The 19,837-nt window shown below is 66.4% G+C and carries 14 protein-coding genes and 1 pseudogene; 7 read left to right on the top strand and 8 right to left on the bottom strand.

Features of this window, described 5'->3' with window-relative positions:
- Window positions 1-40: 40 nt before the first annotated feature.
- The 3 genes from G3O00_RS01280 to G3O00_RS01290 form a co-directional block, all read right to left on the bottom strand.
- Window positions 41-577 carry a MaoC family dehydratase gene (locus G3O00_RS01280; protein ID WP_241024886.1) on the bottom strand — a complete coding sequence of 179 codons (537 nt, stop codon included), beginning with the start codon at window positions 575-577 and terminating at the stop codon, window positions 41-43.
- Entirely contained in the window at window positions 570-1,502 is a 933-nt protein-coding gene (locus G3O00_RS01285) for an SDR family NAD(P)-dependent oxidoreductase (protein WP_206141759.1), read from the bottom strand. The genes G3O00_RS01280 and G3O00_RS01285 overlap by 8 nt, the downstream gene beginning before the upstream one ends.
- Before the next feature lie 271 nt (window positions 1,503-1,773).
- Window positions 1,774-3,132 (bottom strand): TetR family transcriptional regulator, encoded by a 1,359-nt coding sequence (locus tag G3O00_RS01290; protein WP_206141760.1) that lies wholly within the window; start codon window positions 3,130-3,132, stop codon window positions 1,774-1,776.
- A 158-nt stretch (window positions 3,133-3,290) separates the two neighbouring features.
- On the opposite strand from G3O00_RS01290, the pseudogene pntA reads away from it, so the two are divergent.
- Window positions 3,291-3,527, top strand: a pseudogene (gene pntA, locus G3O00_RS01295) (NAD(P)(+) transhydrogenase (Re/Si-specific) subunit alpha); the annotation flags it as partial.
- A gap of 401 nt (window positions 3,528-3,928) precedes the next feature.
- Here the strand turns inward: pntA and G3O00_RS01300 are convergent.
- The 5 genes from G3O00_RS01300 to G3O00_RS01320 all read right to left on the bottom strand — a co-directional run bounded on the left by G3O00_RS01300 (window position 3,929) and on the right by G3O00_RS01320 (window position 9,104).
- Entirely contained in the window at window positions 3,929-5,104 is a 1,176-nt protein-coding gene (locus G3O00_RS01300) for an ABC transporter ATP-binding protein (RefSeq protein ID WP_206141761.1), read from the bottom strand.
- The gene (locus tag G3O00_RS01305) at window positions 5,101-5,754 is read right to left on the bottom strand and encodes an ABC transporter permease (protein WP_174929044.1); all 654 of its coding nucleotides are present in this window, start codon (window positions 5,752-5,754) and stop codon (window positions 5,101-5,103) included. Before G3O00_RS01305 ends, G3O00_RS01300 begins: the two co-directional genes overlap by 4 nt.
- A 10-nt stretch (window positions 5,755-5,764) precedes the next feature.
- Complete coding sequence (locus G3O00_RS01310) at window positions 5,765-6,676, bottom strand: glycine betaine ABC transporter substrate-binding protein (protein ID WP_206141762.1); 912 nt, start codon at window positions 6,674-6,676, stop codon at window positions 5,765-5,767.
- Complete coding sequence (locus G3O00_RS01315; protein WP_011350236.1) at window positions 6,673-7,389, bottom strand: ABC transporter permease; 717 nt, start codon at window positions 7,387-7,389, stop codon at window positions 6,673-6,675. The genes G3O00_RS01310 and G3O00_RS01315 overlap by 4 nt, the downstream gene beginning before the upstream one ends.
- Window positions 7,390-8,009: 620 nt before the next feature.
- Window positions 8,010-9,104, bottom strand: a complete 1,095-nt coding sequence (locus G3O00_RS01320) for an AraC family transcriptional regulator (protein WP_206141763.1) — start codon at window positions 9,102-9,104, stop codon at window positions 8,010-8,012.
- 251 nt (window positions 9,105-9,355) lie between these two features.
- On the opposite strand from G3O00_RS01320, the gene G3O00_RS01325 reads away from it, so the two are divergent.
- The 6 genes from G3O00_RS01325 (at window position 9,356) to G3O00_RS01350 (ending at window position 19,804) form a co-directional block, all read left to right on the top strand.
- On the top strand, window positions 9,356-10,747 hold the full coding sequence (locus G3O00_RS01325) for an APC family permease (protein WP_206141764.1): 1,392 nt from the start codon (window positions 9,356-9,358) through the stop codon (window positions 10,745-10,747).
- A gap of 57 nt (window positions 10,748-10,804) precedes the next feature.
- Window positions 10,805-12,202, top strand: coding sequence for an aspartate aminotransferase family protein (locus tag G3O00_RS01330; protein WP_206141765.1), 1,398 nt, complete (start codon window positions 10,805-10,807; stop codon window positions 12,200-12,202).
- Window positions 12,203-12,232: 30 nt separating this feature from the next.
- Window positions 12,233-13,657: an aldehyde dehydrogenase family protein gene (locus G3O00_RS01335; RefSeq protein WP_206141766.1), complete on the top strand. Its 1,425-nt coding sequence runs from the start codon at window positions 12,233-12,235 to the stop codon at window positions 13,655-13,657.
- 167 nt (window positions 13,658-13,824) lie between these two features.
- The gene (locus G3O00_RS01340) at window positions 13,825-15,327 is read left to right on the top strand and encodes a M81 family metallopeptidase (RefSeq protein WP_206141767.1); all 1,503 of its coding nucleotides are present in this window, start codon (window positions 13,825-13,827) and stop codon (window positions 15,325-15,327) included.
- A gap of 127 nt (window positions 15,328-15,454) precedes the next feature.
- Window positions 15,455-16,642: a beta-propeller fold lactonase family protein gene (locus tag G3O00_RS01345; protein WP_206141768.1), complete on the top strand. Its 1,188-nt coding sequence runs from the start codon at window positions 15,455-15,457 to the stop codon at window positions 16,640-16,642.
- Between the two features lie 669 nt (window positions 16,643-17,311).
- Window positions 17,312-19,804, top strand: a complete 2,493-nt coding sequence (locus G3O00_RS01350; RefSeq protein WP_206141769.1) for a glycoside hydrolase domain-containing protein — start codon at window positions 17,312-17,314, stop codon at window positions 19,802-19,804.
- Window positions 19,805-19,837: the final 33 nt, after the last annotated feature.

The raw sequence follows: 19,837 nt of genomic DNA on the forward strand, positions 1-19,837 counted from the left end.
TGAAATCGAAACAACGGATCCCGGAAGGCATCGCCGGATGCTATGTGTTGATCAGCGTCAGCCACTCCGCGACAAGGGCGGGTTTGGGGTGATCCTCGATTTCCACGACGACACTCAACGTCAGCTGGAGGCTCGTGGCGCTTCGCGGCGTGACTTGCTTCAACGTGAAGCGTCCACGAATGCGTTCTCCACAGCGAACCGGGGTAATGAAGCGCACGCTGTTCAACCCGTAGTTCACTGAATTCTGTTGCCCTTCAACCGCGGGGAGGATGTTGAAAGCCCACGCGGACAGCAGCGAAAGCGTGAGAAACCCGTGCGCGATCGTGCGGCCGAATGGCCCCGAACGTGCAAGCTCCTCGTCGACATGAATCGATTGCCAGTCACCGGTGACGTCGGCAAAGGCATTGATCGAATTCTGTTCGATGGCGAACCATTCGGATACGCCGAGTTCCTTGCCGACCAGAGCGGATAGCCGGGATAGGGCAGGCGAGACGCCTGCACTGTGCCGATCGTCCACCTGATGGCCGTCTGCATCGCAGTGTGCGTCGCCTGATATCGTGTTCGACGCGTCATTCATGAGCCTGCTCCGTTGCGCTCGTCGACGCGAGGCGGGCTTTCTTCAATTCGATATCGCCCTGGGCAGCGCCGGATACGGGAACCGTCTCGCCGCTTCGATCTGCCACTTCGTCCAGGCGTTGAGCGAGCTGATGAGGCACCTGGTCGCCGGTTCCGAGATGGATGCCGGGCGTCAACGTGATATGGGCGGCCTCGAAACTTCCCGCGCCGGCGCACAGCACCATTCGATTCGGTGCGTCCTCGCCGGCAAGTACCGCGACCGCGGGGCTGACGGACGCAGGCGACAGCGCGTCGAGCACGTCGGCCGACATCAGGCCCTCGAGCATGCGCGTACCGGCCGTCGGGGCCAGGCAGTTCACGCGAATGTTGTATCGCTCGCCCTCGATAGCGAGGGTCTGCATCAGGCCAACCAGCGCCATTTTCGCCGCGCCGTAGTTCGATTGCCCGAAATTGCCGTACAGGCCCGACGACGAAGTGGTCATCACGATGCGCCCGTACTGCTGTTCCCGCATGGTTTCCCACACGGCCTTCGTGCAGTTGACCGCGCCCATCAGGTGAACTTCGATCACCGCGCGAAAATCGTCGAGCGTCATCTTGCTGAAGCTCTTGTCGCGCAGGATGCCGGCATTGTTCACCAGGATGTCGATGCGCCCCCAGCGCGACAGCACGTGATCGACCATCTGCTGAACCTGTTCGGCATCGGTCACCGATGCGCTGTTTGCCATCGCCTCGCCACCGGCGGCGACGATTTCGTCGACGACTTTTTGTGCAGCCGTGGCGGAACCCCCTCTGCCGTTCACATCGCTGCCCAGATCGTTGACCACGACTTTTGCCCCTAGCCGGGCGAGCAACAGCGCATGCTCGCGCCCGAGTCCGGCGCCGGCACCGGTCACGATCGCAACGCGATTAGTCAGGTCAATTTTCATGGGTTGTCTCGTTCAGGGTGATTTTGTCGTGGCCTGCGAACGTGCGCGGTGGAATCCCGGGGCGACGCGCGATCGGGCGCGTTACCGCGGAACGGTGCCAGCCGCGATGGTGGCGCTGACGCCGCGCATTGCAGGAAAATCTTAAGTCGTACATTTGTACGAATTTGGTTCGGTCCAGATGCAGTCAATCAGACGCTAAATGGAGCGAGTTGAACCCATGATAGGAGGCGTGAAGAACTGCGTCAATCGTTTTTCGATCACTTGTACAAATTTACTCGGAAGGTCGTCCGGCATACCCCAGCATGTCGAACGCCGCCATGAACGTGGGGCGAAGCTCGCTGAGTGCCGCGACGCCGGCGCCGGTCGCCAGCAAGCGGATCTGCATGCCGGTGAAGAGGCCGGAAATCAGTAGCCCGTTTGCTGTCGAAGCGTCGGCGTTGAACTTGGCGAGCAGCCGCAGCCAGGCCCGGCTCCGGTCGCTGATCCATTGACCGACCATGGGCCTGAGCGTCGGTTGCCGTGCGGCTTCCACTTCGACGGCGAGTGTGGCCAGGTTGAAATCGCTGAACTGCGTGATCTCCCGGGTAAGGGTCGCGGTGGTCAGGTCGGCAATCTGATCCAGCGATGCGGTTGCCAGATCGATTCCGCTCACACTTTCGCGGTAGCGAGCTTTCGCGGCTTCGTAGAGGCATTCGCGCGCTGCGTGGATCAGCGTGCTGACGGGCTTGAAGTAGTACGACGGAACGGCGGGGGCGACGCCGGCTTGCGAAGCGACGGAGCGCCCTGTGACGGCACCGGCACCGTGCGAAGCCATCAGCTGGATGGCCGCATTCAGCAAGTGCTCGCGGGTCTCCCGCCCTTTGCTGCGTTTGGCGGCCTCCTCCGGCGCGGTGGAGGTATCGGGTGGCGGTACGGCGGCCGGTATGTCGAGGCCGGTTGAAAGGCAGGCCGACACCTCATCCGGGGTCAGGCCCAGCGACAGGCTGATGAACAGCAAGCCGATGGTCCGGTCGATGGTTGCCTGGACGGAAAGCGGCTCGCTGTCGGCACCGAGAAGCGCGGCAATATCCGTCCAGATTTCGCGGAGCTTGGCATACCAGGCGGTCGCCAGCGTTCGGGAACTGTCGTTGCGAGCGGAAATCAGCATGATTTCGCACCAGGCAATCGATCGCAGCCGCTCCCGTCCGACGGCATTGCGTAACAGGTCGACCAGGAACCGGTCGAACGCGACGCGACCCGACGTCAGTGCCGCCTGCCGCGCGACGAAGCCGCGAAAGCGCGTCACGTAATCATCGAGGAGTACCGACGACGCATGTTCGAGCAGATCGAACTTCGACGCATAGTGGTAGGTCGTGGCTGCAAGCGGTACCTGTGCACGGGCGGCGACGTCACGATGCGTCAGGCCGGCTTCGCCGATTTCGCCGAGCAGTTGAATGGTGGCGTGGGCGATCCGCTCCCGCGTGACGTGCGAGCGGTGTTGCTTCGGTTGCCGTCCAGATTCCGCTTTAGGAAGCATGAGGTGTCGATTTCCGGTTTCACTGATGCGCCATTCTGCCAAATGTTCGGGCCCGATCGAAGCATGCGTCGGATATTCGGCAGGAAGATCGGGCAAGACGGTGAACCGGTTCATCCGCCGGAGACGATCGTTTGGAGGATGGACCGTTCGTGCAATCCGCGCGGCAGTGCCAAGCTGCGCGCGACGCAAAGTCGTACACGGATGGATCGAGTGGGGTGACCTGAAACGCAGGCCGTAACGCCTCGCGACGGCCACGACCGACAGTTCAGGACATGACGTTGCAGATTGGGGTCCCTCTGGAGGCGGCCCGCGAGGAGCGGCGCGTAATGACCGTTCCCGACGTCGTCGAAAAGCTGATCAAGCTCGGGCTTTCGGTGGCCGTACAAAGCGGCGCCGGCACCGGCGCGAACTTCAGCGATGACGACTACCGCACGGCCGGCGCCGAAGTCGTGCCGACGGCCGCCGATCTATGGGGCCGCAGCGATATCGTCCTCACGGTGCGTCCACCGAGGTGCTGCGGCCGCCGCATGGACGACCATCGCCAAGGCGACTCGGAACGGATCGTGGTGGATCGAGGGGCCTGCCGGGTTCTTCTGGGCGCCGATTGCCGCCAATCGGCTCAAGAAGGCGGGGTGGAGCGGATCGCTCCTGTTGAAGACGGTTGCGTGGGCATTCGCGCTGCTCTTCCTGTTCGGCTTTTCCCGGAACTCGACGCACTCGCGTCCGCGTGCGAGATGGTCGTCGTACTGGTGTTGCCGTTGTGGATGTTGTGGTTCGGCTGGCAGCTGCTGCGACGCGCGGGCAAGGTCGTGGCAGCGAGCCCGGTTGCTGTCGGGTAGCGGGTTGAGAGACCGCGCGGGATCGAAATCGGCGTGTGACCGGTGCGACGTCGCACCGGCCCGCAGACGAATCAGTGCGTGGCGGTTGCCACGACCGCTTCGGCAGGGCTGCCGGGCGGCTGGCCCGTCTGCCGGCGCGAGCGGCCCGAGCTGAGGTACGCGGCGATCGAGTCCTGCGTGATCTCGCCGAGCCATGCGCCATCGGGGTCGAGCACCGGCATCCACGACGCGCTGTACTGGTACATCTTCGACAGCACGATGCGCAGGTTGTCGTCCGCCGCGACACCGGCCGGGAACGGCGTCACGCGCTCGCCGCACACGCCGCCGTCGGAGCGCGCCGCGCGGCGTGTCACGTAGCCGAGCGCGCGGCCCGCGTCGTCGAGCACGGTCAGGTAGCGGCAGTCGGTTTCGTCCATCACGGCGAGCGCGTGCGCGAGCGGCGTATCGACCCGTGCCGTTTCGGGTTGCGTGGCGGCGTCGCCGGCCTTCACGAGCAGCAGGCGCTTGAGCGTGCTGTCCTGGCCCACGAACTGCGCGACGAACTCGTCGCGCGGGCGTGCGAGCAGCGTGTCGGGGTGATCGTATTGCACGAGCTGGCCGCGCCGGAACACGGCGATGCGATCGCCCAGCTTGATCGCTTCGTCGATATCGTGGCTCACCATGATCACGGTCTTGTTCAGTTGCCGCTGCATCTGGAAAAACTCGTTCTGGATCGATTCGCGATTGATCGGATCGACCGCGCCGAACGGCTCGTCCATCAGTAGCACGGGCGGATCGGCGGCCAGCGCGCGAATCACGCCGATACGCTGCTGCTGCCCGCCCGAGAGCTCGCGCGGATAGCGTTTCAGGTACAGCTTCGGATCGAGCGCGACCATCGCCATCAGGTCGCGCGCGCGTTCGGCGCAGCGCTTCTTGTCCCAGCCCAGCAGGCGCGGCACGACGGTGATGTTTTCTTCGATCGTCATGTTCGGGAACAACCCGATCTGCTGGATCACGTAGCCGATGTGGCGCCGCAGGTCGACCTCGTTCAGTTGCGCCGTATCCTCGCCGTTGATCAGCACGCGGCCGGACGTGGGGGCGATCAGCCGGTTGATCATCTTGAGCGTGGTGGTCTTGCCGCAGCCCGACGGGCCGAGGAACACGCAGATTTCGCCCTCGGCCACCGACAGGCTCACGGCGTCGACGGCGCGCACGGCCTGGCCGTCCTTGCGGGTGAAGGTCTTGGTCAGTTTGTCGAGTTCGATCATGTTTTCTGCACTCCCTTCGGTGTCAATGCACGCTGCAGCATCTGCAGGAGCCGGTCGGCGACGATCGCGAGCAGGCTCACGAGCACCGCGCCCACCAGCAGTTTCATCATGCTGCTCTGGCCGATGGCGCGCAGGATCAGCGTGCCGAGCCCGCCCGCGCCGACCACGGCGGCGATCGTCATCACGCCGATGTTCATCACGACCGCGGTACGCACGCCCGCGAGGATCACGGGCACCGCGAGCGGCAGGTCGACGAGCCGCAGGCGCTGCCACGCGGTCATGCCGATGCCGGTGCCGGCTTCCTTGATGCCCGCATCCACGTTGTGCAGCGCCAGGTAGGTGTTGCGCATGATCGGCAGCAGCGAATACAGGAATACGGCCGTGATCGCGGGGGCGGCGCCGATGCCCTGGCCGAAGCGCGAGAAGAACGGGATCATCAGGCCGAACAGCGCGATGGACGGCAGCGTGAGCACGATGGTCGCGATACCGAGCAGCGGCCCGGCGAGCCAGTCGTGGCGGTTGATCAGGATGCCGAGCGGCACGCCGGCCACGATCGCGCAGCCCACGGCGATGCCGACCAGCCAGATGTGCTGCAGTGTGAGTTGCAGCAGTTCGGGCCAGCTCGACGCGAGATAGTCGAATACGCTCATCGGTTCTCCTTCAAGGCAGCTTGTGCGTGCGCAGGAACGCGTCGGCGACGTCGCGCGGCGACTTGCCGTCGAGGTCGACCTCCTTGGCCATCGCCTGCATCACGTCGTTGTCGAGCGCGGCCGACAGCGCATTGAGCTGCGTCGCGAGCTTCGGATTGCGATCGAGCGCGTCCTTGCGCACCACGGGCGTTGCGTTGTACGGCGGGAAGAAGTGCTTGTCGTCCTCGAGCGGCACGATGCCGAAGCCCTTCACGCGTCCGTCGGTCGTGTAGACGAGGCCGATCTTCAGCTGGTTGTTGTGCAGCGCCGTGTAGACGAGCCCCGGGTCCATCTGCTTCAACTGCGCGCGGCTGAACTGCATGCCGTACGCGGCGAGCAGCGGCTTCAGCCCGTCGGGGCGATTCGCGAATTCCGCGTCCATCCCGAACACGTAGTGCTTCGCGGCCGGATCGGTCTTCAGGTGCTCGGCGAGCTGCGAGACGGTTCGGATGCCGGTGGCCTGCGCGAGCGGGCTGGGCAGGCCGATCGCGTAGGTGTCGTTGAGCGGCGACGCGTCGAGCCAGACGAGCCCGCGCGGCACGTCGAGCGCCTTGACGCGCCGGTACATCTCCTCGGGCGACAGCTTGTCGTTGATCTTGTTGTAGACGAGCGCGGCGGTGCCCGTGTAATCCCACATGAGATCGAACTGGCCGTTCTCCAGTGCGCTGCGCGCGAGCGTGCTGCCGAGACCCGAACGGACTTCCACGTCGTAGCCGCGCGAGCGCAGGTATTGCGCGGTAACTTCCGCGAGCACGTATTGCTCGGTGAAGTTCTTCGCGCCCAGCACGAGCTTCGACGCGCATGCCGGTGCGCTCGCCGCCATGCACAACGCGGCTGCGGCACACAGGCGCGCGATCGATCGAATGGTGCGGTGGAGCGTCATGCCGCACCTCCGTGACGTGCGAGCCAATGGCGGCTGCCGGCCGCGACGATGCCGTCCAGCACGAGCGCGAGGATCGCGGTGAGCGATGCGCCGAGCAGCAGCAGCGGCTGGTTGTCGAGATAGATGCCGGGGAAAATCAGCGAGCCGAGACTGTCGGCGCCGATCAGGTACGCGAGCGGAGCCGTCCCGACGTTGATTGCGAGCGCGGTGCGCACGCCGCCGACGATGATCGGCAGCGCATCGGGCAACTCCACGCGCACGAGCGATTGCCAGCCCGTCATGCCGATGCCCTTCGCGGCTTCGCGCAGCGCGGCCGGCACGTTCTTCATGCCTTCGTAGGTATTGCGCGTGATGGGCAGCAGCGACGCGAGGAACAGCGCGACGATCGCGGGCACGTTGCCGATGCCGAAGATGCCGAGCGCGATGGCGAGCACGGCGAGCGACGGGATCGTGTTGCCGATGTTGAAGACCTGCATGAAGCGCTCGGCCTGATGCTGGAATCGCGGCCGGCTCAGCAGCACGCCGGCCGGTACGCCCACGGCGATCGCGAGCGCCATCGAATAGACGACCAGCAGCATGTGCTGGCCCGCGTAGTACGCGAGATCGTCCGCGCGCTGGCTGAACGTGTCGGCGCCGATGCCGCGCGCGAGCGCCCAGGCGATGGCGACGATGGCTATCAGGCTGCCCAACAGCTGGACAGTGCGTCGAGTCATGAAGATACACCCCCTCAATCTCGGTGCGGCACACGCGCAGGCGCGCGCCGCGTTGACGCCGGATGGCGCCGCGATGGAAGTTCGTGATCCCGGCATGGCCGCGATTTGAACTGACGGAAACAGTCCTGCCGGCCGCACCGATGTGCGACTGGCGTTCGAGTGAACGCAACGCTGCGTTCGTCTGATTGTCATGTTCAGCCCGGCAGCGCCGTAACGGCGAGGCGCGCTCGAGCAGGGCACCGTCATGAGACGGCATGGATGCGGCTGGCGTGAACCCTGCCGCTGGGGCCGGAGGCCCCCTTGACGTGGCGAAACGGATGCATGCGCAACGAATTGCGAAATGACATCACGTTGCGCACGAGATCATGCTTTTTGTGATGAAGTTGGGGCGAGTATAGAGTAATCGAATGATCGCGTCTACCTTGGAGGCGATCGCGAATGCGCACCGCCGATCGTGCGGGTGCGCTGAACCAGCGGTGGATCAGGCGTATGGAAAATGATTCGAATTCCGAATTGATCGACGCGACAGTCGTCTCGAAACGGATTTCGCGAGCGGCCTCGCGTCATGCTTGAAGGTCACGCGCCACCGTGTATCCGCACGAAGCCGTGGCGCGTCCGGCTCATTCGCCGACGTCCGGATCGGCGCGCGGCGTCCTGCCGGTCCAGCGCCGATACGCATGGCGGAAACTGCGCGGCTCGCTGTAGCCGAGGCGCTCCGCAATCGCCGCGACCGTCAGCTCGGGGTCGTCCAGCATCCGCACCGCCTCGTCGCGGCGCACGTCGTCGAGCAGCGTCTGAAACGTGAGGCCATCCTTGTCGAGCCGCCTGCGTAGCGTGCGCTCCGTCAGGTGCAGTGCGTTCGCAAGTGACGTCATCGACTTGAAACGCGCGAGGTCGCGCGCCATCAGCTCCTTCGCGCGATCGGCGAAGCGCGTGCCGACCGACGCGGCCCACTGCCGCTCGAGCGCTTCGCACTGCCCGTGCAGCGCATTGAAGCTGACTTCGTTCGCGAGCAGCGGCATCTCCGTGCCGTTCACCGACGTGAACACAAGCCGGTTGTCGCCCGCATTGAACGCAATCTTGCAGCCGAAGTGGCGCGCGTAGTCGGCCGCATTGCGCGGCGCGCGGCGCGCGAGCTGCACCTGCGCGGGCCAGACCGGCTTGCCGACGAGATCGGACACGATCAGGCGCAGGCTCGACAGGCACATGTCGACCTGGAACACCTCGAGATCGGGCTCGCCGTTGTAGCGGCTGATGGTCACGCTCATGCCGTCCGCGTGCGCATCGATACGCACGTCGAAATACAGCCCCATGAACAGCGGAAACTGGCCCATGCACCGGAATGCCTGCATCACCGAGCCGCTGATCAGCATCGCGTAGCCGGCGAGGCCGAGCGTCGACACGTGCAGCCGCGCACCGATCGACAGCCCGATCGACGGCACGCCGCTGCACTGCAGCAGGTTGTGGAAGCAGCGCTGCTCCTGGCCGCGATTCACGTGCAGGTTCGGCGACGCGACTTCGTCCGCGCCGAGCCCCGTGCCTTCGAGCAGCGCGGCGCCGTCGATATGCCGCACGCGGCACTCGTCCAGCGCGACCGCGATCGCGTGGACGGTGGCGGGAATGTCCTCCTGGCGTCCGGCCGGACGCGCGAGGCCGAGCGACGAGCGCAGGCTGCGTTCGGCCCGGCTCTGGGTGGGATGGGAGCGGCTGTTCATGGGGCTGACGGGGCGACGGGGTCGCGTAGAACATAGCCGGAATGTCCGCAAAACGCCAGTGCGGCACAGCAGCATGCATGGTTCGCCGGCGCGCCATGCGGCAGCATGTCCGGAAATATCCCCTGATTACGTCCGCTTTTCTCATTCGTGGTCGATTTTTTGGCGCACCACACTTTGCTCCAGTCGTGCGCCGCCGGCCGTGCCGGGCGAACGAGTGTTGAAGCCGTGAACGCCACCCACGTGAGGACAGCATGGACAACGACAGCCCAGGTCGATACGCATCAGCCGCCGCGACGCAGGACTTCGGCGCGCACGCGATGCGAGGCGACGCGGACGAACGCCGCAAGCCCCATCTGCTCGGGCTCGCGACGCTGGTGATCTTCGGCCTCGCGTACATGCTGCCGATGACGGTGTTCACGACCTACGGGATCGTCACGAGCGAGACGAACGGGCATCTCACGGCCGCGTATGCGGTCACGCTGATCGCGATGCTGTTCACCGCGCGCAGCTACGGGCACATGGCGCGGCTGATGCCGAGCGCCGGCTCCGCCTATACGTTCGCGAGCCGCAACTTCGGCACGTCGGCCGGCTTCATGGTCGGCTGGGCGTTGCTGATGGACTACCTGTTCATCCCGATGATCAGCTACCTCGCGATCGGCATCTACATGAAGCAGATCTTCCCCGGCGTGCCGGCCGGCGTGTGGGTCGTCGGCAGCATCGTGCTGATCACCGGGCTGAACATCGTCGGCATCCGGCTCGTCAATCGCGTGAACCTGATCCTGATCGCGAGCCAGCTCGTGTTCATCGCGATCTTCTTCGTCGCTTCCGCGCGGGTCGCGGCGGGCGACGGGCTGTCGATGGCTGTCGCGCTGCCGTCGTCGGGCGATGCGCGTGCAATCTTCGCCGGGTCCGCGATCCTGTGCCTGTCGTTCCTCGGTTTCGATGCGGTCACCACGCTGTCGGAGGAAACACGCGAGCCGAAGCGTACGGTGCCGCGCGCGATCCTGCTCTGCACGCTGGCGAGCGGCGTGCTGTTCATGCTGGTCGCCTACGTCGGGCAAGTGGTGTTTCCCGACTGGCACGCATTCAAGGATCTCGATTCGGCCAGCCTCGAACTGATGCGGCGTATCGGCGGCGGCACGCTGTCGGCGTTCTTCGTCGCGGTGTACGTGGCCGGCTGTTTCGCGAGCGCGATGGCCGGGCAGGCGAGCGTGACGCGCGTGCTGTTCGCGATGGGCCGCGACCGGGTGCTGCCCGAACGCGTATTCGGCCACCTGCATGCGCGGTTGCGCACGCCGGTGCGCGCGACGCTCGCGGTCGGCATCGTGTCGCTGTCCGCGCTGTTCATCACGCTCGACCTCGCGTCGACGATGATCAGCTTTGGTGCGCTCGTCGCGTTCGCGGTCGTGAACCTGTGCGTGATGCGCAGCTATCTGTGCCGCCCCGAGCATCGCCGCTTCGCGGGCTGGATCACGTTCGGCGTGATGCCGGCGATCGGCTTCGCGATGAACGTGTGGCTCTGGTCGGGCCTGTCGCGCCAGACGTTCTACGTCGGCATCGGCTGGCTCGTGCTAGGACTCTGCCAGCTCGTGTGGCTGACGCGCGGCTTCACGCGCCCGGCGCCGACGCTGTCGATGAATTGAATGACAGGTGGCCGACTGCCGGCCGCCGGCTCTGAAACCCTGAAGGAGGAATGACCCATGAACGCTGTTGACGTCAATCTCGATGCGGACCTGCAGGCCATCGGCAAACGCCACCTGCTGATGCATTTCACGCACGCCGATGCGTATCGCGACCACGCGCTGACCGTGTTCGACCGCGGCGAAGGCTGCTGGCTCGTCGATCGCAACGGCAAGCGCTACTTCGACGGGCTGGCCGGGCTGTACTGCGTGCAGGTCGGATATAGCCACGGCGCGGAAATCGGCGACGCGATCCGCGAGCAGATGGTGCGACTGCCGTTCGCGACCAACTGGGGTGTCGGCCACGAGCCGGCGATCAAGCTCGCGCACAAGCTCGCGGCGCTCGCACCGGAAGGCCTGAACCGCGTGTTCTTCACGTCGAGCGGGTCGGAGTCGAACGAATCGGCGATCAAGCTGGTGCGCCAGTACCACCAGTCGCGCGGCGAACCGCAGCGGCGCAAGTTCATCGCGCGGCGCGTCGCGTATCACGGCACGTCGTTCGGCGCGCTCGCGCTGAACGGGATGACGAACTTCCGCAAGCATTTCGAGCCGCTGATGTCGGGCGTGCGGCACGTGGGCAACACGAAGCGCTACGGCCGACCGGTGGGCGAGACGGAAGCGCAGTTCACGCGCCACCTGCTCGACGAGATCGAATCGCTGATCGTGCAGGAAGGGCCGGATACCGTCGCCGCGATCGTCGTCGAGCCGCTGCAGAACGCGGGCGGCAGCCTGACGCCGCCGGCCGGTTATGCGGCCGGGCTGCGCGACATCTGCGACCGGCACGGCGTGCTGCTCGTCGCCGACGAGGTGATCTGCGGGTTCGGCCGGCTCGGCGAATATTTCGGCTCCGCGCGCTACGGGCTGAAGCCGGACATCATCACGTTCGCGAAAGGCATCGCGTCGGGCTATGTGCCGCTCGGTGGCGTGATCGCGAGCGACACGGTCGTCGACACGGTGCTCAATGGCCCGCAGCAGATGTTCCTGCACGGCGCGACCTACGGCGGCCACCCGGTCGCGTGCACGGCCGCGCTCGCGAACCTCGCGATCATGGAGCGCGAAGGCGTGCTCGAAAACGTCCGCAGCAATGAGGCCGTGTTCCGCCAGACGCTCGACGGCCTGCTCGAACTGCCGTGCGTCGGCGACGTGCGCGGCGACGGCTACCACTACTCGCTCGAACTCGTGACCGACAAGGCCGCGCGCCGCTGGGCGGCCGGCATCAGCGCGCAGGCGTTCGTGTCGACGCTGCTCGCCCCCGCGATCTTCGACGCGGGGCTGCTGTGCCGTGCCGGCGTGGATCACGAAGGCACGCCGATCGTGCAGTTCTCGCCGCCGCTCGTGATGTCGCGCGACGAGATCGTGTGGTTCGTCGCGAAGATCCGCGACATCCTCGTCGACACCTATGCACGCGCGACGCGCTGAGCGCGGCGTCCTTCATTTCAGGAGCATTCGATGCGAACGTCACAACAGTCCTATATCGCCGGCCAGTGGCTCGATCCGGCCGATGCGCAGTCGATCGACGTGATCGACCCGAGCACGGCGCGGCCCTATGCGCAGCTCAGGATCGGCGGCGCGGCCGATGTCGATCGCGCGGTCGGCGCGGCGAAGCGGGCTTTCGACACGTATTCGCGCTGGCCGGTGGACGAGCGCGTCGCGCTGCTGCGGCGCGTGCTCGAGATCTACCAGCGCCGCTACGAGGAGGTCGCGCAGACGATCAGCCAGGAGATGGGCGCACCGATCGCATTTGCGCGCGCGGCGCAGGCGGCGGTCGGCACCGCGCACCTCGAACAGACGATCCGCGCGCTGCAGTCGTTCCGTTTCAGCACGCAGACAGATTCGCTGCTGGTGTCGCACGAGCCGATCGGCGTGTGCGCGCTGATCACGCCGTGGAACTGGCCGATCAACCAGATCGTGTGCAAGGTCGCGCCGGCGCTCGCGGCCGGCTGCACGATGGTGCTCAAGCCGAGCGAGATCGCGCCGTTCAGCGCGATCCTGTTCGCGGAGATCCTGCACGAAGCCGGCGTGCCGCCCGGCGTGTTCAACCTCGTGCACGGCTACGGGCACGAAGTGGGCGACGCGCTGTCGCGGCATCCGGATGTCGACATGGTGTCCTTCACCGGTTCCACGCGCGCGGGCGTCGAAGTCGCGAAGGCGGCTGCCGATACCGTGAAGCGCGTGCACCAGGAGCTCGGCAGCAAGAGCCCGAACCTGATCCTGCCCGACGCCGACATCGAGGATGCGGTCACGCGCGGCGTGCGCAGCTGTTTCAGCAACAGTGGCCAGTCGTGCAATGCACCGACGCGCATGCTCGTGCATGTCGACCATCTGGCGCTGGCCGAGCAGGCCGCGCGGCGGGAGGCGGAACGCACGGTCGTCGGCGACCCGCGGTCGACGGAAACCGGCATCGGGCCGGTGGTCAGCCGCACGCAGTTCGACCGGATCCAGCACTTCATCCGGCTCGGGATCGAAGAAGGCGCCACGCTCGTCGCCGGCGGCCCGGGGCGGCCGGACGGGCTCGGTGACGGGTTCTACGTGCGGCCGACGGTATTCTCCAACGTCACGCCGGACATGGCGATTGCACGCGAGGAGATCTTCGGGCCGGTGCTCGCGATCATGACCTACCGCACCGAGGACGAGGCCGTCGCGCTCGCGAACGATTCGGTCTACGGGCTCGCGGCCTACGTGCAGACGAAGGATCCCGAGCGGGCGCGCAAGGTGGCGGCGCGGCTGCGGGTCGGAAACGTCCACATCAATTACCCGCCGTGGAACCCGGCCGCGCCGTTCGGTGGCTACAAGCGCTCGGGCAACGGCCGCGAATATGCGGAGTTCGGCCTCGTCGAGTATCTGGAGACGAAGGGCACGACAGGGTACGCTTGAGCGACGCGCGAATGCGCTGATCGGGCGGCGGCGTCCTGCGGGAAGGGACGCCGCGCCCCATTTCATCGATGGATCGATGGACTGATTGCGAGGATTTCGACGATGCAGACGATGGAGACGACCGAAGGCACGCGCGGCACGGCGGCGCGCACGGAGGGCCGGGTGCGATGAAGATCCTGATCGCGCGGATGAACCATGAGACCAACACGTTCTCGCCGGTGCCGACGCCGCTTGCCGCGTTCGGCCGCAACGGTCCCGACTGGGGCGACGACGCGTATCGCGCGAATCGCGGCATGCGCACCGCGATGGCCGCGTTCCTCGACGCGGCCGAGCGTGAAGGCGCCGAGATCGTGACGCCCGTGTCGGCGGCCGCGAACCCGAGCGGGCCCGTCGCGGCCGACGCGTATGCGGCGATCTGCGACGCGATCGTCGCGGCAGCGCCCGGCTGCGATGCGGTGATGCTCGACCTGCACGGCGCGATGGTTGCCGAACAAAGCGCGGACGGCGAGGGTGACCTGCTCGAGCGCGTGCGCGCGGCGCTGCCTGGCGCGCCGATCGCGGTCGCGCTCGACCTGCACGGGAACGTCACGCAGAAGATGATCGACCACGCGGACGTGATCGTCAGTTTCAAGACCTATCCGCACGTCGATATGTATGAAACCGGCGAGCATGCGGCGCGCGTGCTGCTGGACCGGCTGCACGGCCGCGCGCGGCCCGTGCTCGCGTGGCGGCAGCCGCCGCTGATGACGTCGACGCTGCGCAGCGCGAGTGCGGAAGGCGCGATGCGGCGCGCGGTGGAGGCCGCGCGCGCGGCCGAGGCCGACGGGATGCTCGCCGTATCGGTGCTGCCCGGCTTCTCGCTCGCGGACATTCCCGCGCCGTGCATCAGCATCGTCGTGGTGGGCGATGGCGACCGGGCCGCGGCCGATGCGGTGGCCGAGCGCATCGCAGGGCAGATCTGGGACGCGCGTGACGACTTCGTTTACCGCAGCGCAACGCTCACCGATTCAGTTGAGCACGCTGCAACGCTCGCGCGTGGTGCGGATCGCCCCGTGCTGATGCTCGATCACGGCGACAACTGCATGTCGGGCGGCCCGTGCGACACGATGGATCTGCTCGAGGCCGCGCTCGCGCACGGGCTGGACGGCATCGTCAGCGGGCCGCTGTGCGACCCGCAGGCCGTCGCGGCGCTGATCGACGCGGGTGTCGGCGCGACCGTCACGGTGCCGGTCGGCAACCGCCTGCCGTCGCACGGCGGCGTGCGGCGCACGCCGTTTCGCGCGACCGGCATCGTGCGCGCGCTCACCGACGGCGAATACGTGATCACGGGGCCGACCTACACGGGCCAGCGCGCGTACATGGGCCGCACGGCCGTGCTCGACATCGGCGCGGCCACGCTGGTCATCAGCGAGCGTACCCAGGAGCCGTGGGATCTCGGCGTGTTCGAGAGCGTCGGCGTCGATCCACGCCGCGCGCGCTTCCTGCTGCTGAAATCGCGGATGTATTGCCGGCCGGTGTTCGTGCCGATCGCGGCCGCGCTGGTCGAGTGCGACAGCCGTGGCGTGACGGGTTCGGACTACGGGTTGTTCCGTTACGAGCGGCTTGCGCGGCCCGTGTATCCGCTTGACGACGTCGGCGAGTGGTCGTCCGGCGCGCGACGGGCGGATTGACGGAAACAAACCGGGCGCGAGACGCCGGATTTGCCGGCTTTCGGGCATCATGCGGTGGCATCGACCCGTCGAGCAGCCGGGTCGATCCATCCATTGCGTCCGCAACCGATCCGGAGAACCGACCGCCATGCATTCGAATTCTTTCCGCCCGCGCAGCGCGCGCCTGCTCGCCGCGCTGACCCTCGCCACGACGGCCGTTGCCGCCCACGCCGCCGACTGGATCGTGTCCGGCAACGACGGCAAGTACCAGCGCGTCGAGGGCCGCGACACCTATCTGGCTTCGCCGCCCGCCGACACGCTGACGCTGCTCGACGCCAGCACGTTCCCGCCGAAGGTCGCGCTGCAGGTCGACGTCGAGAACGGCATCCAGGGGCCGCCGCAAGCCGTCGCGATAACGCCCGACGCGAAGCTCGCGCTCGTCGGCGCGCCGACGCGCTATGACACGGCTGCGAAGCAACTCGTGTTCGACACGTTCCTGCAGGTCGTGAATCTCGACGCCGCGCCGCCGTCGATCACGCGCATCGAGCTCGGATCGCATCCGCAAGGGATCGCGATCGACCGCTCGGGCAAGCTCGCGCTGGTCGCGAACGTCGACGGCAGCGTGTCGATCCTGCGCATCGACGGCACGAACGTGACGCTCGACGGCAACCTGAAGATCGGCAAGAAGCGGCTGGCCGGGATCAGCTTTACCCACGACGGCAAGCATGCGCTCGTGTCGCTGCGCGACGAGCAGGGCATCGCGGTGCTGAACGTCGACGACGGCAAGGTGACCGACAGCGGGTCGCGCCTGAGCACCGGCGTCGCGCCTTACACGATCGACGTGTCGAGCGACAACCGCTGGGCGGTCGTCAGCAACGTCGGGCTCGCGGGGCTGCCGGGCTATACGGGCACGCTGGCGGGCGACGCCGATTCGGTCGCACTGATCGACGTGTCGCGCGTGCCGTTCCGCACGGTCCAGTACCTGACGGTGCCGTCGCTGCCGGAAGGCGTCGCGATCTCGCCGAACGGGAAGTGGATCGCCGTGCAGGCGATGGACGGCTCGAACCTGACGCCCGACAACCCGGGCCGCCACAAGATCGGCAAGGTGCTGCTGTTCGAGATCCGCAACGGGCAGGCCGTGAAGGTGAGCGAGTTGCCCGGCGGCGAAGCCGCGCAAGGCATCGTGTTCACGGCCGACAGCCGCCACGTGATCGTGCAGTTCAACGTCGAACGGCAACTGGCATTCTATTCGGTCGAAGGCGGCAAGCTGCACGATACGGGCAAGCGCATCGCGCTGACGGGCGGGCCGTCGTCGTTGAGGACGTTGCCGCGGTGACGCGCACGGCATTTGCTCGTTCAGTTCCGTAGGTTCATGCGGCGCCCGGATTCGCCGGGCGCCCGTCAATGCACATCCCCTGTGCGCCGCCGTTGCAACGCAAAAAATGGCGGAAATTTGTACCCAAAGCCACTTAACTCCGGATTGTTTAGTTAAACAAACTGAAAATTCGGGAAACTTCTTGTAGTGAATAAACAGTCGTTGCGGCACTGTAAGCCCCTGGGAAGCATGTGACGCTCCCGGAGACAGGGCGGTGGAGGCGACGGTTGCGGCGGCAACGACCGTCGCCGGGTATTCGCATGTGACAAGTCGGCGCGGCGTCGCTTGGGGGGACCAGTCGACGTCACGCCGCGCGGCATCGATGTGCCGCGCAGGGCCGCAAGCCAGGCGGCGTGCCGGAATATCGTCGGCGCCGGATCAATCGTTTTAATTAACGGTACTAAACGAAAAATGAAAAATCCACGACTCTTGCTCGTCACCGCACTGACTTGCGCGGCACTCGCCGCGTGTGGCGGCGACGATGTGAACGGTGTTCAGGCGGCCAGCAACGGCGCGGGCGACACACCGTCGACCGTGCCGCCGACTTCGGGGCCGTCCCAACCATCGCAACCATCGCAACCATCCCAGCCTTCCCAGCCGGATCAACCGGCTCCGCTGAAGCGCACCAACATGGCGTTGACGCAGTTCGTCAATCCGTTGATCGGCACGCAGGTCAACGACGATTCCGGCTACGCGGGCAACGTGAGCCCCGGCGCGATGGTGCCGTTCGGGATGGTGAATTTCGGGCCGAACACGCCGCGCTACAACTTCAACGGCTCGGGTGGCTACCTGTCGTCGGGCGGGTCGGGCGGCACGATCGACTTCTTCAGCGTGACGCACCTGAGCGGTGTCGGGTGCCCGGGTCAGGGCACGGTCGCGATGCTGCCGACTGATGCGGCGACGGCCGTGGCGTCGGGCGGGCGGCCGATCGGCATCGGGTACAGCTACGCGGACGAAACGGCCGAACCCGGGTACTACAAGGTGCGTCTCGCGAACGGCATCGTGACGGAGTTGAGCGCGACCGCGCGCTCCGGTATCGCGCGCTTCACGTACACGAACAAGGACAAGGGTTTCTTCTCGATCGATGCGAAGCTGAACGGCAACAGCGATTCGGGCAGCACGAAGGTCACGGCCAACAACGTCGCGCTGGCGTTCGCGAGCGACGGCAAGTCGATGAGCGGGCAGGCCGTGGCGCCCGCGTTCTGCACGCCGTACGGCACGGTGTGGAATGCCCCCGTGTATTTCTACGCGACCTTCGACAAGCCACTGCGCAAGCAGGCGGGCACCTCGGCGGTGAATACCGCCAGCAACGGCGCGGCAACGCTGCAGTTCGACCTGACCGACGCGGACCGGACCGTCACCGTGAAAGTCGGGGTGTCGTCCGTCAGCGTCCAGAATGCGCAGGCGAACCTGAAAGCCGAGGGCGAGAAGCTCGCGTTCGACGACGCACGCAAGAACGCGTCCGGCCTGTGGAACGACCGGCTCAACACGATCCAGATCGACCAGGCCGCGACACCCGCAGCGCTGAACGCGGCGCAGAAGTCGAATCTGACGAAGTTCTACACCGCGCTCTATCGCGTGTTCGGCACGCCGACGCTCTACAGCGACACGAACGGCGAATTCCGCAGCATGCGCCAGCCGAGGAACGCGGACGGCAGCTATCCGAAGTCGGTCGACCAGACCGGCACCATTCCGCCGCGCGCGACCGCAAAGGTCGGCGATTACGCCTTCCGGCGTGCCGATGGATCGCAGGGCGGCGCGGGCAACCACTACACGGGTTTCTCGCTGTGGGATACATACCGATCGCAGGCACAGTTGCTGGCGTTGCTCGCGCCGAAGGAATCGAGCGACATGATGCAGTCGCTCGTCGTCGACGCGTTGCAATGCGGCGCATTCCCGCACTGGGTCGACGGCAGCGACGACTCGACGCCGATGGCGGGCGACAACGCGCTGAACGTGATTGCCGGCGCGTACAAGTTCGGCGCGACCGATTTCGACCTGGTGTCGGCCGCGCGCCTGACGAAGCAGTCCGTGTTCGATCCGTCCAGCGCGTGCAACGACCGCACGAGCGCAGCGGGGCTCGCCAATTTCCTGACGGCCCACTACCTGTCGCAGAGCGACGACGGTCACTCGTCGTCGGCCACCATCGAGCGCGTACTGAGCGACCGTTCCGCAGCCGCATTCCTGCAGGCACTGCCCGCGAGCGTGCTGAACGCGCCGTCGGTCGGCGTGACGACCGACAACATCGGCACGCTGTACACGCGGGCCGGGTGGTGGCGCAACATCTTCGACTACACGAACAAGGTGATTGCCGCGCGCAACGCGCCGCCGGCCGGCTCCGCACCCGGCACGCTGGGCACGCTCGTGCAGGGTTCGTTCCACGAGTCGACGGAGCCGAACTACTTCTGGACCTTCGCGCAGGACTGGAGCGCGCTGATCGACGCGATCGGCGGCAAGCAGGCGGCCGTCACACGGCTGAACAACCTGTTTGCGATCACGACGCCGTTCTCGACCGTGCCGTCCACCGGCGACCTGAACGGCGGCGAATCGTCGAACAACCTGTACATCGGCAACGAGCCATCGTTTCAGTCGCCGTGGGGATACAACTGGGCCGGGCAACCGAGCGGCGCACAGTACGTTCTCCCGATCATCATGTCGAAGTCGTTCACGACCGGCCGAGACGGGCTGCCGGGCAACGACGACATGGGCGCGACGTCGAGTTGGTACGTGTGGGCGGCACTCGGCATGTTCCCGGTCATTCCGTCGGAGGCGGGGCTGGCACTGTCCACGCCGCAGTTCAGCGGCATCACCGTCTGGTTCGGCAACGGCAAGACGCTGCGGCTCGAAAGCGACAAGCAGGTCGCGATGGATAGTGCGGGGCGCCCGTCGTTTGCGTATATCCAGTCGCTGAAGGTCAACGGCGCGGACTACGCGGGTTCATGGCTGCCGCTGGGCAAGATCGCCAACGGTGGCACGATGAACTACGCGCTGTCGGCTACGCCGACGCAGTGGGCGGCCGCCGACAACCTGACGCCGCCGTCCGGGCCGAACGCGGACTACACGCAGATGACGGCTGGCGGGGCGTCGGCCGCGATGCGCATGCGCCAGGCCGGCGCGCGATAAACGCGATAAACGCAAGCGGGCACGCGCAGGGGC

The sequence above is a fragment of the Burkholderia sp. Ac-20384 genome, from assembly GCF_017104605.1.
GTDB classification, from domain to species: domain Bacteria; phylum Pseudomonadota; class Gammaproteobacteria; order Burkholderiales; family Burkholderiaceae; genus Burkholderia; species Burkholderia lata.

What these genes read in the sequence shown, in the direction of transcription:
- G3O00_RS01280 (WP_241024886.1), bottom strand. Translation starts at nt 577, where the DNA reads ATGAATGACGCGTCGAACACGATATCAGGCGACGCACACTGCGATGCA.
- G3O00_RS01340 (WP_206141767.1), top strand. Translation starts at nt 13,825, where the DNA reads ATGAAGATCCTGATCGCGCGGATGAACCATGAGACCAACACGTTCTCG.
- G3O00_RS01330 (WP_206141765.1), top strand. Translation starts at nt 10,805, where the DNA reads ATGAACGCTGTTGACGTCAATCTCGATGCGGACCTGCAGGCCATCGGC.
- G3O00_RS01335 (WP_206141766.1), top strand. Translation starts at nt 12,233, where the DNA reads ATGCGAACGTCACAACAGTCCTATATCGCCGGCCAGTGGCTCGATCCG.
- G3O00_RS01320 (WP_206141763.1), bottom strand. Translation starts at nt 9,104, where the DNA reads ATGAACAGCCGCTCCCATCCCACCCAGAGCCGGGCCGAACGCAGCCTG.
- G3O00_RS01325 (WP_206141764.1), top strand. Translation starts at nt 9,356, where the DNA reads ATGGACAACGACAGCCCAGGTCGATACGCATCAGCCGCCGCGACGCAG.
- G3O00_RS01345 (WP_206141768.1), top strand. Translation starts at nt 15,455, where the DNA reads ATGCATTCGAATTCTTTCCGCCCGCGCAGCGCGCGCCTGCTCGCCGCG.
- G3O00_RS01310 (WP_206141762.1), bottom strand. Translation starts at nt 6,676, where the DNA reads ATGACGCTCCACCGCACCATTCGATCGATCGCGCGCCTGTGTGCCGCA.
- G3O00_RS01350 (WP_206141769.1), top strand. Translation starts at nt 17,312, where the DNA reads ATGGCGTTGACGCAGTTCGTCAATCCGTTGATCGGCACGCAGGTCAAC.
- G3O00_RS01285 (WP_206141759.1), bottom strand. Translation starts at nt 1,502, where the DNA reads ATGAAAATTGACCTGACTAATCGCGTTGCGATCGTGACCGGTGCCGGC.
- G3O00_RS01305 (WP_174929044.1), bottom strand. Translation starts at nt 5,754, where the DNA reads ATGAGCGTATTCGACTATCTCGCGTCGAGCTGGCCCGAACTGCTGCAA.
- G3O00_RS01290 (WP_206141760.1), bottom strand. Translation starts at nt 3,132, where the DNA reads ATGAACCGGTTCACCGTCTTGCCCGATCTTCCTGCCGAATATCCGACG.
- G3O00_RS01315 (WP_011350236.1), bottom strand. Translation starts at nt 7,389, where the DNA reads ATGACTCGACGCACTGTCCAGCTGTTGGGCAGCCTGATAGCCATCGTC.
- G3O00_RS01300 (WP_206141761.1), bottom strand. Translation starts at nt 5,104, where the DNA reads ATGATCGAACTCGACAAACTGACCAAGACCTTCACCCGCAAGGACGGC.